This window comes from Alphaproteobacteria bacterium, assembly GCA_019635875.1.
Classification (GTDB): domain Bacteria; phylum Pseudomonadota; class Alphaproteobacteria; order Reyranellales; family Reyranellaceae; genus JAFAZJ01.
In genome coordinates this window covers 113064-130065 of sequence record JAHBYP010000005.1, presented here as the reverse complement: position 1 = coordinate 130065, position 17002 = coordinate 113064, and the positions used below count along the sequence as shown (strand labels likewise).

The following is a 17002-nucleotide window of genomic DNA, read 5'->3' as shown; positions in this document are numbered from 1 at the left end:
TGTCGTCCCGAGCGCAGCGAGGGATGGCAACGCAACACAGGGAGGTTGGGGCCATGTTGAGAAGACACGTTCTGGCAGGACTGGCCGCCGGCGCGGCGCTCTCGCGCACCGCGCAGGCGCAGGCCGACGACTGGAAGAAGGTCGAGGATGCGGGACGCAAGGAAGGCAAGCTGGTGCTCTACACCGCTTCCGTGGGCAACCCGTTCCTCAAGCAGACCACCGATTCCTTCACGAAGAAGTACGGCATCGCCATCGAGAAGCTGGAAGCGCGCGCCAGCGAAGTGCGCGAGCGCGTGCGGGTCGAGCAGTCCGCCGGCCGCTTCCTCGGCGACATCCATCACAACGGCAGCACGACGACCTGGCTGATGCAGCGCGACGGCAACTTCCAGCCGCGCGGCGACATCCCCAACACGAAGAACATCGTCGCGCCCTTCGTCGCCGACGAGATCAAGATCCCGTGCGAGGTCATCAGTTACGCGCTGATGGTCAACCGCAACATGGTGAAGCCGGCCGACGAGCCGAAGAGCTGGAAGGACATCCTCGACCCCAAATGGGCCGGCAAGATCCTCAGCGACGACTACCGCGCGCTGGGCGGCGGCGCGGTCTTCTTCGTGGTGATGCAGAACACCTTCGGCCGGGAGTTCCACGAGAAGCTGGCGGCGCAGAAGCCGGTCTTCTCGCGCGACCTCCAGAACTCGGAGCGCCGGGTGGCGCGCGGCGAATACCCGCTCTACCTGCCGTTCTCGCTGCAGAACCTCAACAACCTCAAGGGCCTGCCGATCAAGCCCATCGTGCCGGCGGAGGGCCGTCCCTGGGTGCGCTTCGATCTTACCATCCTGAAGAACGCGCCGCGCCCCAACGCCGCGCGGCTGTTCATGAACCACTACCTCGAGCCCGAGCAGCAGCTGGTCTACGCCAATGCCGGCTACGCCCCGGTGATCGGCGGCGTGGTCGAGAAGACCCTGCCGGAGATCCGCACGCTGCTGGCGACCCCGGCGATGGGTACCACCGATCCGCCGAAGCAGGACGCGATGCTGGCGCTGGCCAAGGAGATCTACAAGTAACGTGCCCGGCGTCGCCCTCCATCACGTCTCCCGGCACTTCGCGGAAGTGAAGGCCGTCGACAACATCGAACTCGCCGTCGATCACGGTGAGTTCGTCACCCTGCTCGGGCCCTCGGGCTGCGGCAAGACCACGACCCTGCGCATGATCGCCGGGCTGGAGCGCAACGACACCGGGACCATCGTCATCGGCGATCGCATCGTCAGCGACGCCGCGGCGGGGCTCTTCGTGCCGCCGGACCAGCGCAAGCTCGGCATGGTGTTCCAGTCCTACGCCATCTGGCCGCACATGACGGTGTTCGACAACGTCGCCTATCCGCTGAGCGTGCGCCGCGTGCCCAAGGACGAGATCAGGCAGCGCGTGGCCAAGTCGCTGGCGCTGGTCGAGATGGAGCGCTTCGCCGACCGGCCGGCGCCGGCCCTGTCGGGCGGCCAGCAGCAGCGCGTGGCCATCGCGCGCGCGCTGATCTTCGAGCCCGAGGTGCTGCTGCTCGACGAGCCGCTCAGCAACCTCGACGCCCGCCTGCGCACGCAGATGGGTGAGGAGTTCCGCGCGCTGCAGCGGCGCCTGAAGATCACCACGATCTACGTCACCCACGACCAGGAGGAGGCGATGGCGCTTTCCGACCGCGTCGTGGTGATGCAGCGCGGCCTGGTGCTGCAAAGCGGCGCGCCGGAAGCGGTCTACCGCCGGCCGGCCAGCGCCGAGGTCGCGGCGTTCTTCGGCACGCCCAACCTGATCGAGGCCACGGTGCGCGCCAGCCGGCCCAACGGCGAGGGCCACGTGCTGTCGATCGAGGCGCCACTGGGCGCGGGCGAATGCCGCGCATCCGGCTCGTTCCACGCCGGCGACAAGGTGCTGGTCATGGTGCGGCCGGAAGACGTGGCATTGGCCCAGCCGGGCACGGCGGTGCGCGAGGGGCAGTTCGCCTGGTCGGGCCGGGTGATCGACGGCGTCTTCCGCGGACCGCGCCGTTCGCTCACCGTGGAGACGGCCGACAAGCGCTTCCACGTCGAATGCCCGGCGACGCGGGCGATGGCGGTGGGCGAACCGGTGACCCTGCTGGTCGACGCCGACAATGCCTGGGCGTTGCCCGCCACTTCGTCGTCCTGAGCGCAGCGAAGGACCTTGCGGTGGGGGCAACCTTCACAGCACTTTGACCTGGCCGCGATACCGCGAGGTCCTTCGCTGCGCTCAGGACGACGGGGATATGATGGCAAAGCTACGCGCGGCGGATGCGCAGAAGCGGGCGGAAAGCGGCTTCGGGCCGGACTTCCTCGAGGCCTTCGCGCGCGGCCTGCGGGTCATCGAGGCCTTCGGTCGGGAAAAGCGCCAGATGACCTTGAGCGACGTGGCGCGCGCCACCGACCTGCCCAAGCCCAGCGTGCGCCGCGTGCTCTACACGCTCACCTGCCTGGGCATGGCGCAAAGCGATGGCCGCACCTTCCGGCTCACGCCGCGCGTGATGGAGCTGGCCTCGGCCTATCTCGGCTCCAACATGGTCTCGACCGTGGTGCAGCCGGCCTGCGAGCGCATCAGCGACCGCACCGAACAATCCTGCTTCGCCGCCGTGCTCGACGGCCAGGACATCATGATGATCGCCCATTCGCTGCACGGCCGCCCCGACATCCTGGCGCCGACCATCGGCCTGCGCCGTCCCGCCTTCAACACCGCCGCCGGCCGCGCGCTTCTGAGCCAGCTGACCGACGCCGCGCTCGATCGCTGGCTCGAGCATCTCGAGCCCAAGGCGATGACCGAGTTCACGGTCACCGACCGGGCCGCGCTGCGCCACGAGATCCTGCACATCCGCCGGCAGGGCTACGCCATGACCGCGCAGGAGATGCGCCGCGGCTACCACGCCATCGCCGTGCCGCTGCGCCGCTACGACGGCGTTACCATCGCCGCGGTGAGCGTGGCGGCCTGGGTCGAGGATTCCTCGACCGACAGCTTCGTCGAGAAGTACATCGACGTGCTGCGCGAGGAGACCGAGGCGCTGGCGCCGCAGCTGTTGTAGGGGCAGGGCGACGGCTTCGGCTGCGCCACGCGCCCGCGTCTCCAGGATTGCGCCGGCGCGGCGGAAGGGCGTGTTCAGCAGGCGGCGCGGTCGGACGGCGGCCAGGCGGCCTCGATCATCGTCCGCGCCAGCGCATCGAAGGCGTTCTGCCAGGCGGCCGCCACCTCGGGCGTGAACCGGTCGCCCAGCGTGCGCTCGAGCGCCGCCATCAGCGCCGCGCCGACCGCCTCGTAGTGCGCCGGCTGCACGCCATAGGTCACGTGCCGGCGGCCGAGATCGGCCACCATCGGAACCAGCACGTCGTGGTCGTGCAGCCGCGCGACGATCGAGCCCATCATGCTCATCAGCTTCGTGCCCTGCTCAGAGAGATCGGCGGGGAACAGGGAGCGGGTCTGCGGCGCGATTTCGAAGAGGTGATCGTAGAACAGCGCCGCCGTCTCCTGCGCCATGCGCGAGACATGCCAGTAGCTGCCGCGCACTATGTCGATATCGTCGTTCTGGAGTCGCATCGGGCCGCTCCACCGCATGCAGGGCGCGACACAGCCTAGCATACGCCATTCCAGTCAGTCGCCCGGCAGGAAGACTGCGGCGAAGGATTCGCGCAGCCAGGCCATGGTCACCTGGATGCGTGCGGTCTGGATGGTGTCGGGATGGGCGTGCAGGTGAAGCGCGCGCACGAGGTCGGGCGCGCCGGCATTCACCCGCACCAAAGCGGGATCGCCCTCGGCCAGGCACATCGGCAGCAGCCCCTTGCCGAGGCCGTTGCGGATGCCCGCGCGCAGCACGGAGGAATCCGTCGCGGTCAGGCGCAGCGCCTGGCCCGGCTTGCGCTCGCGCTCGATCCAGCGGATCGGCGCACGGCGCGGCGCCTCGTCGTCCCAGAACGACACCCAGGGCAGCCCGGCCGGATCGACGCCGGTCGGCGCATAGATGGCATAGGGCACGTCGCCGAGCTTGACGGCGAATTCCGACTCGCGCGGGGTCATCTCGAACCACAGCGCGACGGCGGCCTCGCCGCGGCCCAGGCTGCGCGGATTGGGTCCGCCGATGGTGCGCAGGTCGAGCCGCGGATGCGCCGCCAGCAGCGCCGGCACGGCGCGCTCGACCAGCCGCGTCATGGTCCAGGCGTTGCCGATCAGGCGCACCAGCCCGACCGCGCCCTGACCGGCATTGGCGACCTCCTCGCTCAGCCGGATGGCGCGCGATTCCATCTCGAGCGCGCGGGCGATCACCACCTCCCCGGCCGGGGTCGGCGCGTAGCCGGTCTTGGAACGAGCGAAGAGGATGGCACCGAGATCGGCTTCCAGCGCCGATATGCGACGGCCCGCGGTCGACTGGTCGATGCCCAGCAGCGTGGCGGCGGCCGTCAGCGAGCCCGACCGGCTGACGGCCAGCAGCACCTTCAGATCGTCCCAGTTCAACGACATGGATCTCGCCCCTTGCCGCAACGCTGCATCAGCCGCCTGCACGGATGCAAGAGCGCATTCGCTGGGTGCGGGCCTGCGGGTTCCATTTCAGGGACGGCGCGATCATTAGGAGAGACCGGCCACGCGGACGCGGGCCGCTGTTTCCTGCAACGCCAATACAGGGAGAAACTCCATGCCAATCTATCCCGATCTCGACGACCTGGGCGTCGATGGGCAAGCCGGGGAGTCCGGTTCGCTCGACCCCGAGTACAAGTACGTGAACGTCAGGCGCATCAGCCTGTCGGAGGAGGGCGAGGACTCGCTCGTGGCCGACACGCCGGACGGCGGCACCGGCGAGATGCAAACCAGGGATTCCTCCACCGCGACGCTGGTGGCGGACGATCCGGTGCTCGATCCGGATGCCGCCGGGCCGTCGGGCACCGGCAAGACGCTCTCGGCGAACGTGCTCGCTTCGGCCACCGACGCCGGGTCGTCCGACCTGACGACCGATGGGGTGGAGCAGGCAGGGCTGACCCCGGCGGACGGCCCGCCCACTTCCGCGGCGCCGGCGGGCGAGATCGAGATTTTCAACTTCCACTGGGGTTCTGCCACGACCGCGTCGACGGACGACGGCGGCTTCAACGGGCAGCTCGAGATCAGCAGCTTCAGCTTTGGCGCTCCCCCGTCGGGTGGCGGGCCGCATGTGAAGGTGCTGGATGGCGGCGACGGGCGCACCAGCGAGCCGTCGTCGGGCTTCGAGGACGTCATCGACTGGGCGTACGCCGACACCAGCGTCCGTGTGCCGGTCAAGTTCTATATCGACGCCGGCAACATCAACGACGGCTTGTCCAGCACCCTTGCGGGCGACGTGGTCCAGCCGGGCATCCCCGACAGCATCATGCCCGAGAGCGCGCTGCTGCCGTGGGACTACATCCTCTAGCCCGGCGCACCTGACTCGAGCCGACCTGCACTGTCTATGTCGAGGGCAGCTTCATCGTTCAGCCGATAGCGCGCGATCGCCTTGTCGCGGTCGCGCGCGTTCCATGCTGATATCCGCCCCGACACGGGAGGAGCAGGCACCCATGCGCATCACCGACGCCCAGATCCATACCTGGGGCACCGGGCTGCCCAGCAACATGTCGCATCGCCAGGTGACGCACTACACGCCGCAGGAGGCGATCGCCGAGATGGATGAGGGCGGCATCGATGCCGCGATCATCCACACGGTGGGCTGGGATCCGGACAACGACGCGATGGCATCCCGGGCGGTGCGGGACTATCCCGGCCGCTTCGCAATCATGAGCTCGCTGCCGCTCGACAAGCCCGCCGAGTCGCGGTCCAGGATCGCGCGCTGGCGCGAGCAGCCGGGCATGCTGGGCCTGCGCTGGACCTTCCTGCACGAGCCGGTGCGACAGTGGCTGGCCGACGGCTCGCTCGACTGGCTGTGGTCGGAGGCCGAGAGGGCAGGCGTGCCCGTCGCCATGCTGTGCACCGACTCGCTGCCCGATATCGGGCGCATCGCCGAGCGCTTCCCGGGGCTGAAGCTCACCATCGACCATCTCGGCGGCCGCGGCGGCATGACGACGCTCAAGGACCACGAAGCGATGGAGCACATGCCGCGACTGCTGGCGCTGGCGAAGCACCCCAACATCGCCGTCAAGGCGACCGGCGCGCCGGGCTACTCGGCCGAAGCCTATCCGTTCCCGATCATGCAGGGCTACCTGAAGCAGATCTTCGACGCCTTCGGGCCACAGCGCATGTTCTGGGGCACCGACATCACCAAGATGCCGTGCTCGTGGCGGCAATGCGTGACCATGCTGAGCGAGGTGCCGTGGCTCAACGACAACGACCGGCGCCTGATCTTCGGCGATGCGATCCGGGCGTGGTGGGGGTGGAAGTAGGAGGGAGGGACGACGCCATGCAGAACACCAAGGGCAAACCTGTCGCCGTGGTGATCGGCGCCACGTCGAAGTGGCAGTCGGACGGGCGCAATACGAAGCTGATCCACGGCAAGGCGCTCGACGACAGCGCGTTGCCGGTGGGCGTGCGCTGGGGTGTGGGCGGCGCGATCGCGCAGAAATTCGCGGCCGAGGGCTTCTTCACCGTGCTGACCACACGTTCCAGCGCCAACGCCGCGGCGCTCGATGCGGCGATCAGGGAGCAGGGCGGGCAGAGCATGATCGTCGAGCTCGACCTGTCGTCGCAGGACTCGGTGAGCCGGGCCTTCGCCGCTGTCCGCGCCGAGGCGGGCGATCCGGAGGTCGTGGTCTACAACGCCGGCTATCTCGAGGGCCGCGATCTGCCGCCGGAGAAGGAGCTGCTCGAGCACATCCCGGTGGAGATGTTCGACACCGCCCAGCACATCGCCTCGCGCGGGCCCTTCCTGGTCGCCAGGGAGGTGCTGCCCGCCATGCGGCGGAAGAACGCCGGCTCGTTCTTCTTCTCCAACAATGCGAGCTCGCTGCGCGGGCGCAAGCGCATGACCGGCCAGTCGCTGTACTATCCGCGGGTGATGATGCGCACGCTCGCGCAGGTGCTGACCGAGGAGTATTCCGAGCACGGCGTGCACGTCGCCAACATCGTCATCGACGGCACCATCGATTCGCCCGGCACGCGCGCCATGCCGCGGCTGCAGAACCGGCCCGACCTGATCATCAATCCGGTGAAGATCGCCGAGGCCTTCTGGTACCTGCACACCCAGGACCGCTCGTGCTGGACGCACGAGCTGCAGCTCACGCCGTTCTCGACCAGGCCGAGCTATTGAAGGCTAGCGCGACGCGCGCAATATCAGACTCACCCTGTCATCCCGAGCGCAGCGAGGGATCCAGGCAGCTTCCCTGGATCCCTCGCTGCGCTCGGGATGACAGGTGGGTCCGATTGACCGCTCGATGCTCTAGTCTAGTGCCTCGGCAGCGCCGCCGCCCGCCGGCGTCGGCGCGGCGGGCGAACCTCGGTGGCCGGCACGCGCGGCACCGACGGCGCGACGGCCTCTTCGCGCATCTCGAGCAGCGGCTCGCGCAGGAAATCGTGGCCGCGCGGCGTGAGCCGCCATCCCCGGGGCGTCTCGTCGATCAGCTCGTAGACCGACAGCCAGTAGCGGCTGACCGGGGCGACGGTTCCCTGGCCTGAGGCTAGCGAACGCAGGGCGGCCAGGTCGTCGGCCGTGAGGCGGGGCGTGCGTGACATGGCGGGACAACGCGCCACGGCGCGCAAGGTGCCGCGTCGCCGCCCGATTCTCCGCCGGCGCTCAGCCCGCCAGCAGCCAGACCAGGCCACCGAAGCCGCCCAGCGCCGCAGCCAGGATGGCGGCGCCGATCAGGCTGGCGACGATCAGGTTCTTGCGGCGGATGACGTCGGGCGTGGTGGACTGGCTCACGATTCGTCCCGCGACTCCTTGCCGGGCCGGTCGCGGTGCTCATCGATGCGGCCGGCCGTCGGATCGTCCGGCGAGCGCTTGTCCTGACGCTTGTCGCCCTTGCCGGGCAGCTGCTCGACCGGCGGATCGTTGCGGTACTCGTCCTCGTGCGCCGGGGGCGGCCGTCTGGTGCGCCTATCCTGCATGGGCTGTCTCCGTGGGGGGAACGGCAGTATCTAGAACGGCCGGGCGGGCCCCGCGTTGCCTCGACGGGCGGAGGCGTCCGGAAACGACGGCGACAATCGGGCCGGATGCCGTCAAAGTATCGGCGCCTCGGGCGGATCGCAGGGGCTTCTCACGCCGCGACGATACGACGAGGACGATGACTCCCAGCTTCAGCACCAGGGAATCGCCGGGCATGCGCAAGACCTGCGCGCGGCCCGTGGTGCTGAACTGCGATCGCGTCTATGCCGGCGCCGCGCTGACGTGCCTGACGTCGCTCTATCTCAACGCGCCGGCGCTGAACTTCGACACGAGCTGGTTCACGCGCGCGGACGACAGGGGCGCCGGCACACCTGAAATCCTGGCCGCGATCGACCGGCTGGCCGACACGTTCAACCGCCGCATCGAGCTGATCACGGTCGACGACCGGCGATTCGAAGGCCTCGCCCGGCCGCGACTGGAGTATCTCGGCACGGTCACCTACGACAGGCTCCTGATCGCCGATCTGATCGAGGCCGATTCGTTCCTGTATCTCGACAGCGACACCATCGTGCAGGCCGATATCGAGCCGCTCCTGGCGCTGGAGCTGGGCGAGCGGCTGGTTGCCGGCGCCGCCGATGGAGCCGGCGACTGGCTCGACCGAGAGCGTGGCCGGCTCGGCCTGGCTGCGGACGAACCCGTGCTCAACGGCGGCGTCATGATCGTCAATGCCCATGGCTGGCGCCGCGAGCGGGCGCTCGAGAAGCTGCTGGCGTGGCACGACGCCAATGCCGAGCGGATGGAGCTGGCCGACCAGGACCTGGTCAACGCGGTGTTCGCGGGCCGCAAGCACGTCCTCGACCGCCGGTGGAACGTGCTGCTGCACGCGCTGTCGGCCGAAGACTGCGAGCGCTTCGAGGCCGGGGCGTTTCGCGGCATCTTTCACTATTCCGGGCCGGCCAAGCCGTGGCTTGAGGCGACACCCGCGCCGGTGCGCGCCCTCTACGAGACCTACGCGGCGGTCAGCCCGATGCGAATGCCGATGCCGTAGAGGCCCGGCGGCGCGGCAGCGTCGAATTGCCGCCCTGCCGGCAGCCCGTCTCTTTCAGAGAGAAAAGCTTCTTCCACACTACCGCACACTGCATCTGCCCGTGCGTCCGGCGGCGATGACCGGCGCGCTGCTTTCGTCGGTCGCAGGGAGCGGGATTTGCCCATCCCAACGCGTGTAATCGCCACTTTCGGACGCAATTCGTGAAGTGCCGGGACTCTATCTCAGGTTGAACATGTTCCTGCCACATGTTTCTGAATGGTCGCTCACACGATTAGCGGGGAGGGTGTCGCGGGGTGAAAGCTCACTAATCAATTCAGTGATCTGTTTACAGTCAAATTGATGGATGAATATGAACTAACACTTCATATGCGATTAAGTGATCGTTGATTTAACTCAATAATCTTCTGAATTCTACTTCAAGTTCTATCTCATCTCGCATGAAAAATCATTTGTGTATATATCCAATGGATCACGTTAGATTCATTTCGTTTCAAGCATGCATTTCGAGTTTCGACTCACCGCATCGGGTTGGGTCAGGGCAGCGGGACCCCCACAGGTAGAGGAGGGGGTTCCGGCGGTGGATCGAAGACCGGTTCAGGGATGATGGGGGAAATTATGCTGAGCACAGTGTTGCAGCGCCTCAATCGGGCGGCCATCGGGCTGCCTGCGGGTGCCTTTGTGGCCTCGCTCGACGAGAGCCTAAATTGTCTGACCCTGCATGTCAGGGCCGGAATCGACATGGAAGCGGCGCGCCGGGATGCACGGAGGGCGCTCAGTCTGGCCGGCGTGGAGACGGCTGTGCAGGTTCAATCGCACACGCTGCGGTCCGTGGCGTCGCCGCGTTCGATCGAGCACTGGCTGAAGATGTTCGCCACCGGCACCGTGGTCTTCGATCCGACGCTGGTGGCCCAGCGCGCCCAGGCGCTGCTCGATGCCGCCAGGGCATGCCGGCGGGAGCTCGGCAAGCGGGTCACCGGTGTCTATTTCCATCCCGGCCAGCGGGTGATGTACGTCGTGATCCCCTCGGCCACGGATCAGGCCGGCGCTCTCGAGTGTCAGCGGCGCCTGCTCGGCTCGATCGGGAAGGGCGGACCCTTCGCCCTGCGGGTCACATCGAAGGTGCCGCGCGGCGACCTGACGGCTGTCGACTCGGCGTCGGCGCCCTTGCACCGCCGGCTGGCGCACTTCATCCGCCGTGCCATGGTGCCGGGCGCGGTCGCCGTGGCGCTGGCCTCGCTGGCGGTTCCGGCGGCGGCCAACACCGCGCATCGCGCGTCGAGCCCGCTCGACGTCGCGGTCGGCGCGACGAAGAACGGTCCGACCGACCGCTATGGCATGCTTCGGGGCCTGTCGGTGTTCTCCGACGGCCAGAGCCTGTCCGGCAATGGCACGTTCGCGACGGCCGGCCTGGCAAGCTTCTTTGGCGAGGAGAGCAAGCCGTCGGCCAACCCGATCATCCGCCTCGCGCAGGTGCGGCGACCCACGGTCATCATTCGCGACGCGGATCCGAACAGCCCGGATACCGCCGGCGACGTCACCGGCGCGGGCGCGGGCGACGGCCCGGCCACGGCCGGATCCTGAGCGACGTCCGAATCCCAGGGGTGGCGGGCGGCCGAAGCCGAAACGCAGGTTGAGCATTCTTCGGCGATTCCTGCCTATTGCCTGCCACTCCTGTCGAGCACCGTGATATTCTATTCATAGGGCAATCCGAGGTCTGGCTGGCGGGCCGAGGCCCTGCATGGTTGAAGTCATGGGCTCGCCATTTCCGGGTACGTTCTGCGCGCTTCCCTTCAAGCACGTCCGCGCTGGCAGCGAAGGCACCGTCCGCCCGCGCTGTGTGACCTCTTCGACCTCGAGCCGGTCGAGGGCGAGACGGTGACGCGCCCTGAGCCGATGGCGGTAGATGGCTTCGAACGGACCGGCGAGACGCCCGGCGTCAGGGGCGACACGCGCAGCAGGTCGGCGCGCGAGCGCGCATGCGCATGAGTCCAGCATGACGCGGGTCCTGATCGCCGGCGAGTTCGGCGCACCGCCGGAGCTGTTGCGCGATGCGCTGAGCATCGGCCGGGCGCTCGCCGATCGCGATTGCGACGTCAGCTATGCCATCGGCGACCCGGTATCGCTCGTCGATTTCGCCGGCGCCTGGGTTCCCGGCGATCTCCTTCAGGCGCCACTGCCGCGCGATGCGCTGCAACGCGCGGCGAAGCGCCCGCCCGTCGACGGCTTTGCCGACGCGATGGCCACCAACGGCTTCGACGACAGTAAGGGGCTGATGACGCTGGTCGACGTCTGGATGCGCCTGATCGACAGCGTGAAGCCCGACGTCATCTACGCCTTTGGCGCCCCGATCGTCTGGATGCTCGGCCCATCGGTCGCGCGCACCGTCGCGCTCGGTCACGGCTGCTGCCTGCCGCCGATACTGGGCGATTCGTTCCCGCGTTTGTCGGCGGACTCGACACCGATCGCCTCGGACGAGACGCTGCTCGCCAACGCCAACGCAGCGCTCGTGCGGGCCGGCCGCGCCGAGCTTGGCGCGCTGTCGGACGTTCTCGGGCGCTGCCATCAGGTGCTGTACGGCGTGCCGGCTTTCGATCCCTACCTGAAGCTGCGCCGCACCGGCTCGGCCGGGCTGCTGGGCGGCGCCGTGGCGCCAAGCCCGGTCGAGGGGGCGCCGGCGCTGGCGGCCTTCCTCGATGTCGCGTGCCCCGGCGTGGAGACGATGGTCCTCGCCCTGGCCGGCGGTGTTCCGGGCGCGGCCGTCGACGTCTTCGTCCATGGCGGCACGACCGGCATGCGGCGCTTCCTCGAGCAGCATCCGAAGGCGACGGTCTGGGACGAGCACGCCGCGCTCCTCGAGCACGCGCGTCATGCCAGCGCGATCATCCATCACGGCGAGCACGACGTTGCCCAGCGCGCGCTCCTGCTCGGCCGTCCGCAGCTGCATGTGCCGTGGACCCGCGAACAGAAGGCGCTCAACGCGAGCACGAGCAGGATGGGGTTTCAGTGGACCCGGACGCCGAACGTCTCGGTGGACGAATTCGCCAGCACCTTCCGGGCGATCGTCAAGGACGGCGCTCCGCTCGCCGCCGCGCAGCGTCAGGCGCGACAGCTGGCGAAGGACGCCCTGCCCGACGCGCTGCCCGCGATCCTCGAGGCGGGCGGGCTGGCAGCCGCCTAGCGCGGCCCTCGGGCAGCCTTGCTCGTCAGCCGTTCCTGTACAGTCGCTTGCCCTTGATGATCCACCTCAGTCGCTCGAGCCTGCGGTGGATGCCAGGCTCCGGGCTGAGCATGCAGGCCCTCAGCATCGACCAGAACGAGGCCCGGCCCAGCCAGTAGAGGTTGGTCGTCCGCCACTCGTTGCGGTCGATGTCGACGTCGAAGCGGATGCCCAGCCGGTCCATGAGCTGGCGCATCGCGAACATGCGCCATTCGATGCGGCGCACGTCGCTCTCGCGGATCTCCCTGGAGCGGTACAGGTAGCGGGTGCGGCCGGCGGCGTAGAGATTGGACCCGTGCAGCAGCCGCAAGGTCAGGGCATCCGGTTCGGAGGCGACCTCGGACGTCACGACGCAGTAATCGGCGATGATGGTGTCGGCGCCCTCACGGACCGCGTAGGTCGGGATCGGGATCGCCTTCTGGATGTGCGCCGTGCGCAGCACAAGGACGGAGGTGATGGGACTCCACCAGGTTCCGCCCGAATTCAGGTAGGTGCGCCGGTAGTCGCCGCTGATCAGCGGGACTGGCTGAGGCGGGCCGACCTCCTTGCCATGCGGGTCGATGTTCTGGAAGCGGTGATAGAGCAGCGCGGCGCGCGGATGCCTGGCCGCCATGGCGACCATGCGCTCGACCTTGTCCGGCAGCCAGCAATCGTCGGCGTCGAGCAGCATGATGAGCTCGCCCCGCGCCAGGGGAATGCCGACATTGAAGGCGTGCCCCTGGCCGCCGTTCTCCGTGCGCACCCAGCGCACCCTGTGGCCGTACTGCGCGGCCAGCGCCGGGGTGAAATCGGTCGAGCCGTCGTCGACGAGGATGATCTCGATGTTCGGATAGGTCTGGTTGATGACGCTGTTGATCGCGAACGGGAGATAGCGCGCGTAGTTGTATGAATTGATCAGCGCGGTGACGAGAGGACGATCGGTCGGCATCTATTGGCGTCGGCGAAGGCCGCGAAACGGAAGAACTCCATCTGGGCGAGTCTATGCCGGCGATCGGCCGAATGAAAGCGCCCCCGGCCGCCTGACGGCCGGGGGCGAAAGGCTCACTGCCCGATGTGCTCGCGCTCGCGCTCGCTGCCGCTCGCGCTGAGGGATGCGAACAATCCCTGTCGCGACGGCGCCGAGCGCCGCGCGCAGATCGGCTCCGCGGCCGCCGCGGTCATGTTCAGCTTCTCGGCCATGACGCCGCAGGCGATGCGGGCGATGTTCGGCATCGAACCCGTCACCGGCACACGCGGGTCGTACAGCGTGGCGAGGACGACCTCGTCGATCTCCGTCAGGTGCGCCTGATTGACGTACCGGTAGCTCAGGACGGAGTAGGCGGTCTCGGGGTGCGACCGCAGGCCGAAGCCGTGCAGGATCTCGTGATTGATGCAGCGCGTCAGCCGGGCGGCGTTCGTCAGGTTCACGTGCACCTCGACCGTGGCCATGCGACCCCAGTCGTCCCAGTCGACGGCCGACAGGCAGGGGGTCCTGCCATTCGACTCGCGAGTGCTGGCCTTGATCAGGAAGTTGCGGCGTGGATCGCTGACGGCGACGCGCTCGACGTTGACCCGGGTGAAGGCGGCCAGGGTGCGGACCATGTTCTCGGCTTCACCCGCGACGCGCTCGAGGCCCGGGGTGTCGGCGATGGCCAGGTAGATCGTGCCGGTCCAGCGGGCCAGCTCCTGGGCGCGCGAGCCGTTGACCCGCATCGCGCTCTCGTCGAAGGCGCGCACCAACTCCTCGAGCCGGCGGCTCTGATCAGGTGCATCCGTGGCGTGGGTTACCGGGATGATCGCACTGACCGCCAGACCGGCAGCCAGCACGCCCGCCGAAATATGGCGGACAAAATAATTCTTCATATCCTATCCAATGACTGAGAAAATGAATTTGAAATAAGATACGTAATATCAAAACTGTATCACTCATCATAAATGCAATCAATTACGAATGTTCCCCAACCGCATGGAATTAGTCCGTTTTGGTGAAGGCTACTGCAAAAGCATAAAACCAGCGGCAGAACAAAGCATAAGGGGCTCTTCCTCGCGGCGTGCGGGGTCAGCGTCGACGCATCTCCAACCTGATCGTCATGACCGCCGCCTCCACCGTCGATCGCCCAGCGAATCCACCAGTTCAGGGGATTGCGCCTATCGCCAACGGCGTGCCGAACCCGGCCGGCTTGCAACCACGAAGCAATCCGCTAGACTTGTCGCAGGACCAGTGCAGTCCCAGGGGGGCAAAGTTGGGGAAGCGCGGGGTTGAGTCGGCATCGACTGCGCTGAAGAGTGCGGTCGTCGTGGTCGTTCTGGGTGCTGGCATGCTTGGCTCGGGCGGGCCGGCATCGGCGCAGCGGATTGGCGGTCATGTGGTTTCGGTTGGTGGGTCGGTGACCATCTCGGCACCCCCGACAGTGAGTCCGGTCACCATATCGGGCACCATCGCGACCGGCGGCACCATCACGTTGAACGCCGGCGGCAGCCTCGGTATCCCCGGCACCATCTCGATCACCTCTGGTGCGTCGGGCGGTGGCAGCCAGCGGGTGATGGTCCTGGCTGCTCCTCCTCCGCCTACGATTCCGCCCCCGTCCGCCGTCACGACGGCGACAGTCCGGCCTGTCGGCCGCGCGCCATCGCCCGTCGTCAATCCCGCCCTTGGCCTTGTGCCCATCGATCAGCGCGCCATCACCGTGCGCGAGGGCGGCCTTGTCGGCCTCGCCGGCCCGTCGTCGGGCATGAGCGGTGCGATCATCGCCACCCTGGACAAGCTCACCATCGGCGGCGCCGATGCATTGACCGTCGATCTCGCCGGCGATGGCCTGCTCAGGCTGCAGGTCGCGCGGCCTGTGGTCGACGTCCATGGCAAGCCGTTGTCGCCCGCAGGGGGCACCGCGACACTCAGCGCGCGTACGGCGCGCGACGTGGTCGATGGCGTGACCAACGCCCAGGGCCGCGCGGCCGCCCACAGCGTCGCCAACGAAGGCGGCGTGATCGTCTTCGGCGGCGCGCCGCCCGAATAATAGAAGTCCCGCGGTCAATCGGCGGCGCGCGACGGGGCGGAGGAGGTCGGCCGCCGCTCGATGCTCGCGCCGGCACGCGCCAGGCCGTCGAACACGACGCCGGCCACCTCGGCGGCATCGACGCGCCTGCCGCGCTGCCATTCGCAGAACAGCCCGGCGAGCTCGGGCGCGACGGCGTCGGCGAAGGCCCGTGGCGCGAGGCTGGTCTCACCGCCCGCGCGCCGCAACGCCTCGTACGCCGCCAGCGCCTCGGCCTGCGGATCCGGCGACAGGCGCGAGCCCATCCTCAGGATCACTTCGACCAGGATGACGATGCGGAAATGCTCGATGAAGGCCGCGCGATCCATCGGGCTGTCCTCTCCTTCAGCATGGATGTTCGCTATTTGTTCTATAGAGGCGGCCCTCACGTCAAGGGTCAGGCGTCGAAGCTCAGCAGCCGCGCGGCGTAGTTGACCTCGTGCAGCAGGCCCTTGTTCGACCAGGTCCGCTTGATCGCGGCGCCGCTGGTCTCGCTCAGCACGTCGACAAGCGTGCCCTTGTAGAGGCTGATCTTCTTGATGTCGGGATTGAACCCCAACGTGCCGCTGTGCCCGGTCTTGGCGTAGTTCATCTTCTCGTTGCGCTTGTAATGGATCGAGCACGCGCTGCCGCCATAGTCGGGGGCGTACTCGACATAGGTGCCGTCGCGCGGCGCGACGATTGACGTGTCGAAGCCGCGTACAGGGCCGTGCCAGCCGCCGTTCAAAGTGCCGGCCACCTGGGTCATCTCGGCCTGCCACGCTGCCTGCTTGTTGTTGCTGTTGGCGTAGCGGACATCGTGGTTGCAGCTGCCGTACAGCGCGGCGATCGGGCCGGCGCCGCGCCCGCCGATGAAGTTGTTGAAGGCGTTGTAGGCGGTGGTCAGCTGGGCCGGCTGGGTGGTGTCGATGTGCAGCCCGAACATGCTGTTGTTGGTCAGCACCACGATGCCCATGCAGACCAGGAGGTGGGGGAACCCGACCAGGTCGTTGGCCTCGCCGACTTCCAGCTCGTTCAGGTAGACAGCCATCGCCTTTCTCCCCCTGTGCGTGTGGACCATGCCGCCGATGTCAGCCGGCGGCAATGCTAAACTACTGTCCAAACTGGTGCAAATTTCTCCTTTACATTCAGAGATATGTGAGCGATTATTGATTTATATTGTCGCGGTCATATTCTGGGCCAAATTGATGAGACGTCGGAACACCAAGGCGCTGCCGCTGCAGTTCCATGATCCGGCCTTCGCCGATTTCAAGGTCGAGGCCATCGCCGAGCAGGATGTTCTGTCGGGCGATCCGATCGCGCGCCGCGCGCCGCTCGAGCAGGCCGGCGACGGCACCCAGGTCGGCCTGCGCGACTATTCCACCGGCCGTTTCCGCCGCCACTACGAGGCCGACGAGGTGGTGCATGTCGTCGAAGGCACCGGCGGCGTGATCGACGAGAACCATCGCGTCTGGACCCTGCGGCCGGGCGATACGCTGACCTTCCGCCAGGGCACCGAGGCGCTGTGGCAGATCCCGGAATACCTGCGGCTGCTGGCAATCACCTGTCCCGCCCGCAGGCCGCCGGTGGCGCGCCGCGTCCTGCAGGCGATGGGCACCGCCAGCGTCGCGGTCGCCGGCCTCACCCTGATCGGCGTGACGACGGTCGCCACCGTCGCGGCATCGATGATCGGCAGCTGAACC

At 67.9% G+C, this 17002-nt stretch carries 19 protein-coding genes; 11 read left to right on the top strand and 8 right to left on the bottom strand.

Annotation, left to right across the window (positions count from 1 at the left end; translation table 11 throughout):
* The first annotated feature begins 53 nt into the window (after positions 1 to 53).
* From KF889_18690 to KF889_18680, 3 genes are all read left to right on the top strand, one after another.
* Positions 54 to 1064, top strand: a complete 1011-nt coding sequence (locus KF889_18690) for an extracellular solute-binding protein (GenBank protein ID MBX3501473.1) — start codon at positions 54 to 56, stop codon at positions 1062 to 1064.
* 1 nt (position 1065) lies between these two features.
* Positions 1066 to 2175 carry an ABC transporter ATP-binding protein gene (locus tag KF889_18685; GenBank protein MBX3501472.1) on the top strand — a complete coding sequence of 370 codons (1110 nt, stop codon included), beginning with the start codon at positions 1066 to 1068 and terminating at the stop codon, positions 2173 to 2175.
* A gap of 100 nt (positions 2176 to 2275) precedes the next feature.
* Entirely contained in the window at positions 2276 to 3076 is an 801-nt protein-coding gene (locus tag KF889_18680; protein MBX3501471.1) for a helix-turn-helix domain-containing protein, read from the top strand.
* Positions 3077 to 3150: 74 nt separating this feature from the next.
* Here the strand turns inward: KF889_18680 and KF889_18675 are convergent, their stop codons facing one another.
* Both KF889_18675 and KF889_18670 read right to left on the bottom strand, forming a co-directional pair.
* Positions 3151 to 3585, bottom strand: a complete 435-nt coding sequence (locus KF889_18675; protein ID MBX3501470.1) for a hemin receptor — start codon at positions 3583 to 3585, stop codon at positions 3151 to 3153.
* A 54-nt stretch (positions 3586 to 3639) separates the two neighbouring features.
* Positions 3640 to 4503 (bottom strand): LysR family transcriptional regulator, encoded by an 864-nt coding sequence (locus KF889_18670; GenBank protein ID MBX3501469.1) that lies wholly within the window; start codon positions 4501 to 4503, stop codon positions 3640 to 3642.
* Between the two features lie 172 nt (positions 4504 to 4675).
* Here KF889_18670 and KF889_18665 point away from each other — a divergent pair, with 172 nt between their 5' ends.
* From KF889_18665 to KF889_18655, 3 genes are all read left to right on the top strand, one after another.
* Positions 4676 to 5422, top strand: a complete 747-nt coding sequence (locus tag KF889_18665) for a hypothetical protein (GenBank protein MBX3501468.1) — start codon at positions 4676 to 4678, stop codon at positions 5420 to 5422.
* 142 nt (positions 5423 to 5564) lie between these two features.
* A complete protein-coding gene (locus KF889_18660; GenBank protein ID MBX3501467.1) occupies positions 5565 to 6383 on the top strand; it encodes an amidohydrolase in 819 nt (272 codons plus the stop codon).
* A 17-nt stretch (positions 6384 to 6400) separates the two neighbouring features.
* The gene (locus KF889_18655) at positions 6401 to 7246 is read left to right on the top strand and encodes an SDR family oxidoreductase (GenBank protein MBX3501466.1); all 846 of its coding nucleotides are present in this window, start codon (positions 6401 to 6403) and stop codon (positions 7244 to 7246) included.
* A 134-nt stretch (positions 7247 to 7380) separates the two neighbouring features.
* On the opposite strand, the gene KF889_18650 is transcribed toward KF889_18655, so the two are convergent.
* Positions 7381 to 7668 carry a hypothetical protein gene (locus tag KF889_18650; GenBank protein MBX3501465.1) on the bottom strand — a complete coding sequence of 96 codons (288 nt, stop codon included), beginning with the start codon at positions 7666 to 7668 and terminating at the stop codon, positions 7381 to 7383.
* Positions 7669 to 7854: 186 nt separating this feature from the next.
* Positions 7855 to 8043, bottom strand: coding sequence for a hypothetical protein (locus KF889_18645; protein ID MBX3501464.1), 189 nt, complete (start codon positions 8041 to 8043; stop codon positions 7855 to 7857).
* A 212-nt stretch (positions 8044 to 8255) separates the two neighbouring features.
* Here KF889_18645 and KF889_18640 point away from each other — a divergent pair, with 212 nt between their 5' ends.
* The 3 genes from KF889_18640 (at position 8256) to KF889_18630 (ending at position 12267) form a co-directional block, all read left to right on the top strand.
* On the top strand, positions 8256 to 9089 hold the full coding sequence (locus KF889_18640) for a glycosyltransferase family 8 protein (protein ID MBX3501463.1): 834 nt from the start codon (positions 8256 to 8258) through the stop codon (positions 9087 to 9089).
* Positions 9090 to 9704: 615 nt separating this feature from the next.
* Positions 9705 to 10670 carry a hypothetical protein gene (locus KF889_18635; protein ID MBX3501462.1) on the top strand — a complete coding sequence of 322 codons (966 nt, stop codon included), beginning with the start codon at positions 9705 to 9707 and terminating at the stop codon, positions 10668 to 10670.
* A gap of 460 nt (positions 10671 to 11130) precedes the next feature.
* On the top strand, positions 11131 to 12267 hold the full coding sequence (locus KF889_18630; protein ID MBX3501461.1) for a hypothetical protein: 1137 nt from the start codon (positions 11131 to 11133) through the stop codon (positions 12265 to 12267).
* 25 nt (positions 12268 to 12292) lie between these two features.
* Here the strand turns inward: KF889_18630 and KF889_18625 are convergent, their stop codons facing one another.
* Both KF889_18625 and KF889_18620 read right to left on the bottom strand, forming a co-directional pair.
* Positions 12293 to 13234 carry a glycosyltransferase family 2 protein gene (locus KF889_18625; GenBank protein ID MBX3501460.1) on the bottom strand — a complete coding sequence of 314 codons (942 nt, stop codon included), beginning with the start codon at positions 13232 to 13234 and terminating at the stop codon, positions 12293 to 12295.
* A 113-nt stretch (positions 13235 to 13347) separates the two neighbouring features.
* Complete coding sequence (locus KF889_18620; protein ID MBX3501459.1) at positions 13348 to 14148, bottom strand: hypothetical protein; 801 nt, start codon at positions 14146 to 14148, stop codon at positions 13348 to 13350.
* A 548-nt stretch (positions 14149 to 14696) separates the two neighbouring features.
* Here KF889_18620 and KF889_18615 point away from each other — a divergent pair.
* Positions 14697 to 15302, top strand: coding sequence for a hypothetical protein (locus KF889_18615; GenBank protein MBX3501458.1), 606 nt, complete (start codon positions 14697 to 14699; stop codon positions 15300 to 15302).
* Between the two features lie 14 nt (positions 15303 to 15316).
* On the opposite strand, the gene KF889_18610 is transcribed toward KF889_18615, so the two are convergent.
* Both KF889_18610 and KF889_18605 read right to left on the bottom strand, forming a co-directional pair.
* Positions 15317 to 15649 (bottom strand): hypothetical protein, encoded by a 333-nt coding sequence (locus KF889_18610; protein ID MBX3501457.1) that lies wholly within the window; start codon positions 15647 to 15649, stop codon positions 15317 to 15319.
* A 68-nt stretch (positions 15650 to 15717) separates the two neighbouring features.
* Complete coding sequence (locus KF889_18605) at positions 15718 to 16350, bottom strand: hypothetical protein (protein ID MBX3501456.1); 633 nt, start codon at positions 16348 to 16350, stop codon at positions 15718 to 15720.
* Between the two features lie 157 nt (positions 16351 to 16507).
* Here KF889_18605 and KF889_18600 point away from each other — a divergent pair, with 157 nt between their 5' ends.
* The gene (locus KF889_18600) at positions 16508 to 16999 is read left to right on the top strand and encodes a DUF861 domain-containing protein (GenBank protein ID MBX3501455.1); all 492 of its coding nucleotides are present in this window, start codon (positions 16508 to 16510) and stop codon (positions 16997 to 16999) included.
* The last annotated feature ends 3 nt before the right edge of the window (positions 17000 to 17002 follow it).

What these genes read in the sequence shown, in the direction of transcription:
- KF889_18690 (MBX3501473.1), top strand. Translation starts at nt 54, where the DNA reads ATGTTGAGAAGACACGTTCTGGCAGGACTGGCCGCCGGCGCGGCGCTC.
- KF889_18680 (MBX3501471.1), top strand. Translation starts at nt 2,276, where the DNA reads ATGGCAAAGCTACGCGCGGCGGATGCGCAGAAGCGGGCGGAAAGCGGC.
- KF889_18675 (MBX3501470.1), bottom strand. Translation starts at nt 3,585, where the DNA reads ATGCGACTCCAGAACGACGATATCGACATAGTGCGCGGCAGCTACTGG.
- KF889_18670 (MBX3501469.1), bottom strand. Translation starts at nt 4,503, where the DNA reads ATGTCGTTGAACTGGGACGATCTGAAGGTGCTGCTGGCCGTCAGCCGG.
- KF889_18665 (MBX3501468.1), top strand. Translation starts at nt 4,676, where the DNA reads ATGCCAATCTATCCCGATCTCGACGACCTGGGCGTCGATGGGCAAGCC.
- KF889_18660 (MBX3501467.1), top strand. Translation starts at nt 5,565, where the DNA reads ATGCGCATCACCGACGCCCAGATCCATACCTGGGGCACCGGGCTGCCC.
- KF889_18655 (MBX3501466.1), top strand. Translation starts at nt 6,401, where the DNA reads ATGCAGAACACCAAGGGCAAACCTGTCGCCGTGGTGATCGGCGCCACG.
- KF889_18650 (MBX3501465.1), bottom strand. Translation starts at nt 7,668, where the DNA reads ATGTCACGCACGCCCCGCCTCACGGCCGACGACCTGGCCGCCCTGCGT.
- KF889_18645 (MBX3501464.1), bottom strand. Translation starts at nt 8,043, where the DNA reads ATGCAGGATAGGCGCACCAGACGGCCGCCCCCGGCGCACGAGGACGAG.
- KF889_18640 (MBX3501463.1), top strand. Translation starts at nt 8,256, where the DNA reads ATGCGCAAGACCTGCGCGCGGCCCGTGGTGCTGAACTGCGATCGCGTC.
- KF889_18635 (MBX3501462.1), top strand. Translation starts at nt 9,705, where the DNA reads ATGCTGAGCACAGTGTTGCAGCGCCTCAATCGGGCGGCCATCGGGCTG.
- KF889_18625 (MBX3501460.1), bottom strand. Translation starts at nt 13,234, where the DNA reads ATGCCGACCGATCGTCCTCTCGTCACCGCGCTGATCAATTCATACAAC.
- KF889_18620 (MBX3501459.1), bottom strand. Translation starts at nt 14,148, where the DNA reads ATGAAGAATTATTTTGTCCGCCATATTTCGGCGGGCGTGCTGGCTGCC.
- KF889_18610 (MBX3501457.1), bottom strand. Translation starts at nt 15,649, where the DNA reads ATGGATCGCGCGGCCTTCATCGAGCATTTCCGCATCGTCATCCTGGTC.
- KF889_18605 (MBX3501456.1), bottom strand. Translation starts at nt 16,350, where the DNA reads ATGGCTGTCTACCTGAACGAGCTGGAAGTCGGCGAGGCCAACGACCTG.
- KF889_18600 (MBX3501455.1), top strand. Translation starts at nt 16,508, where the DNA reads ATGAGACGTCGGAACACCAAGGCGCTGCCGCTGCAGTTCCATGATCCG.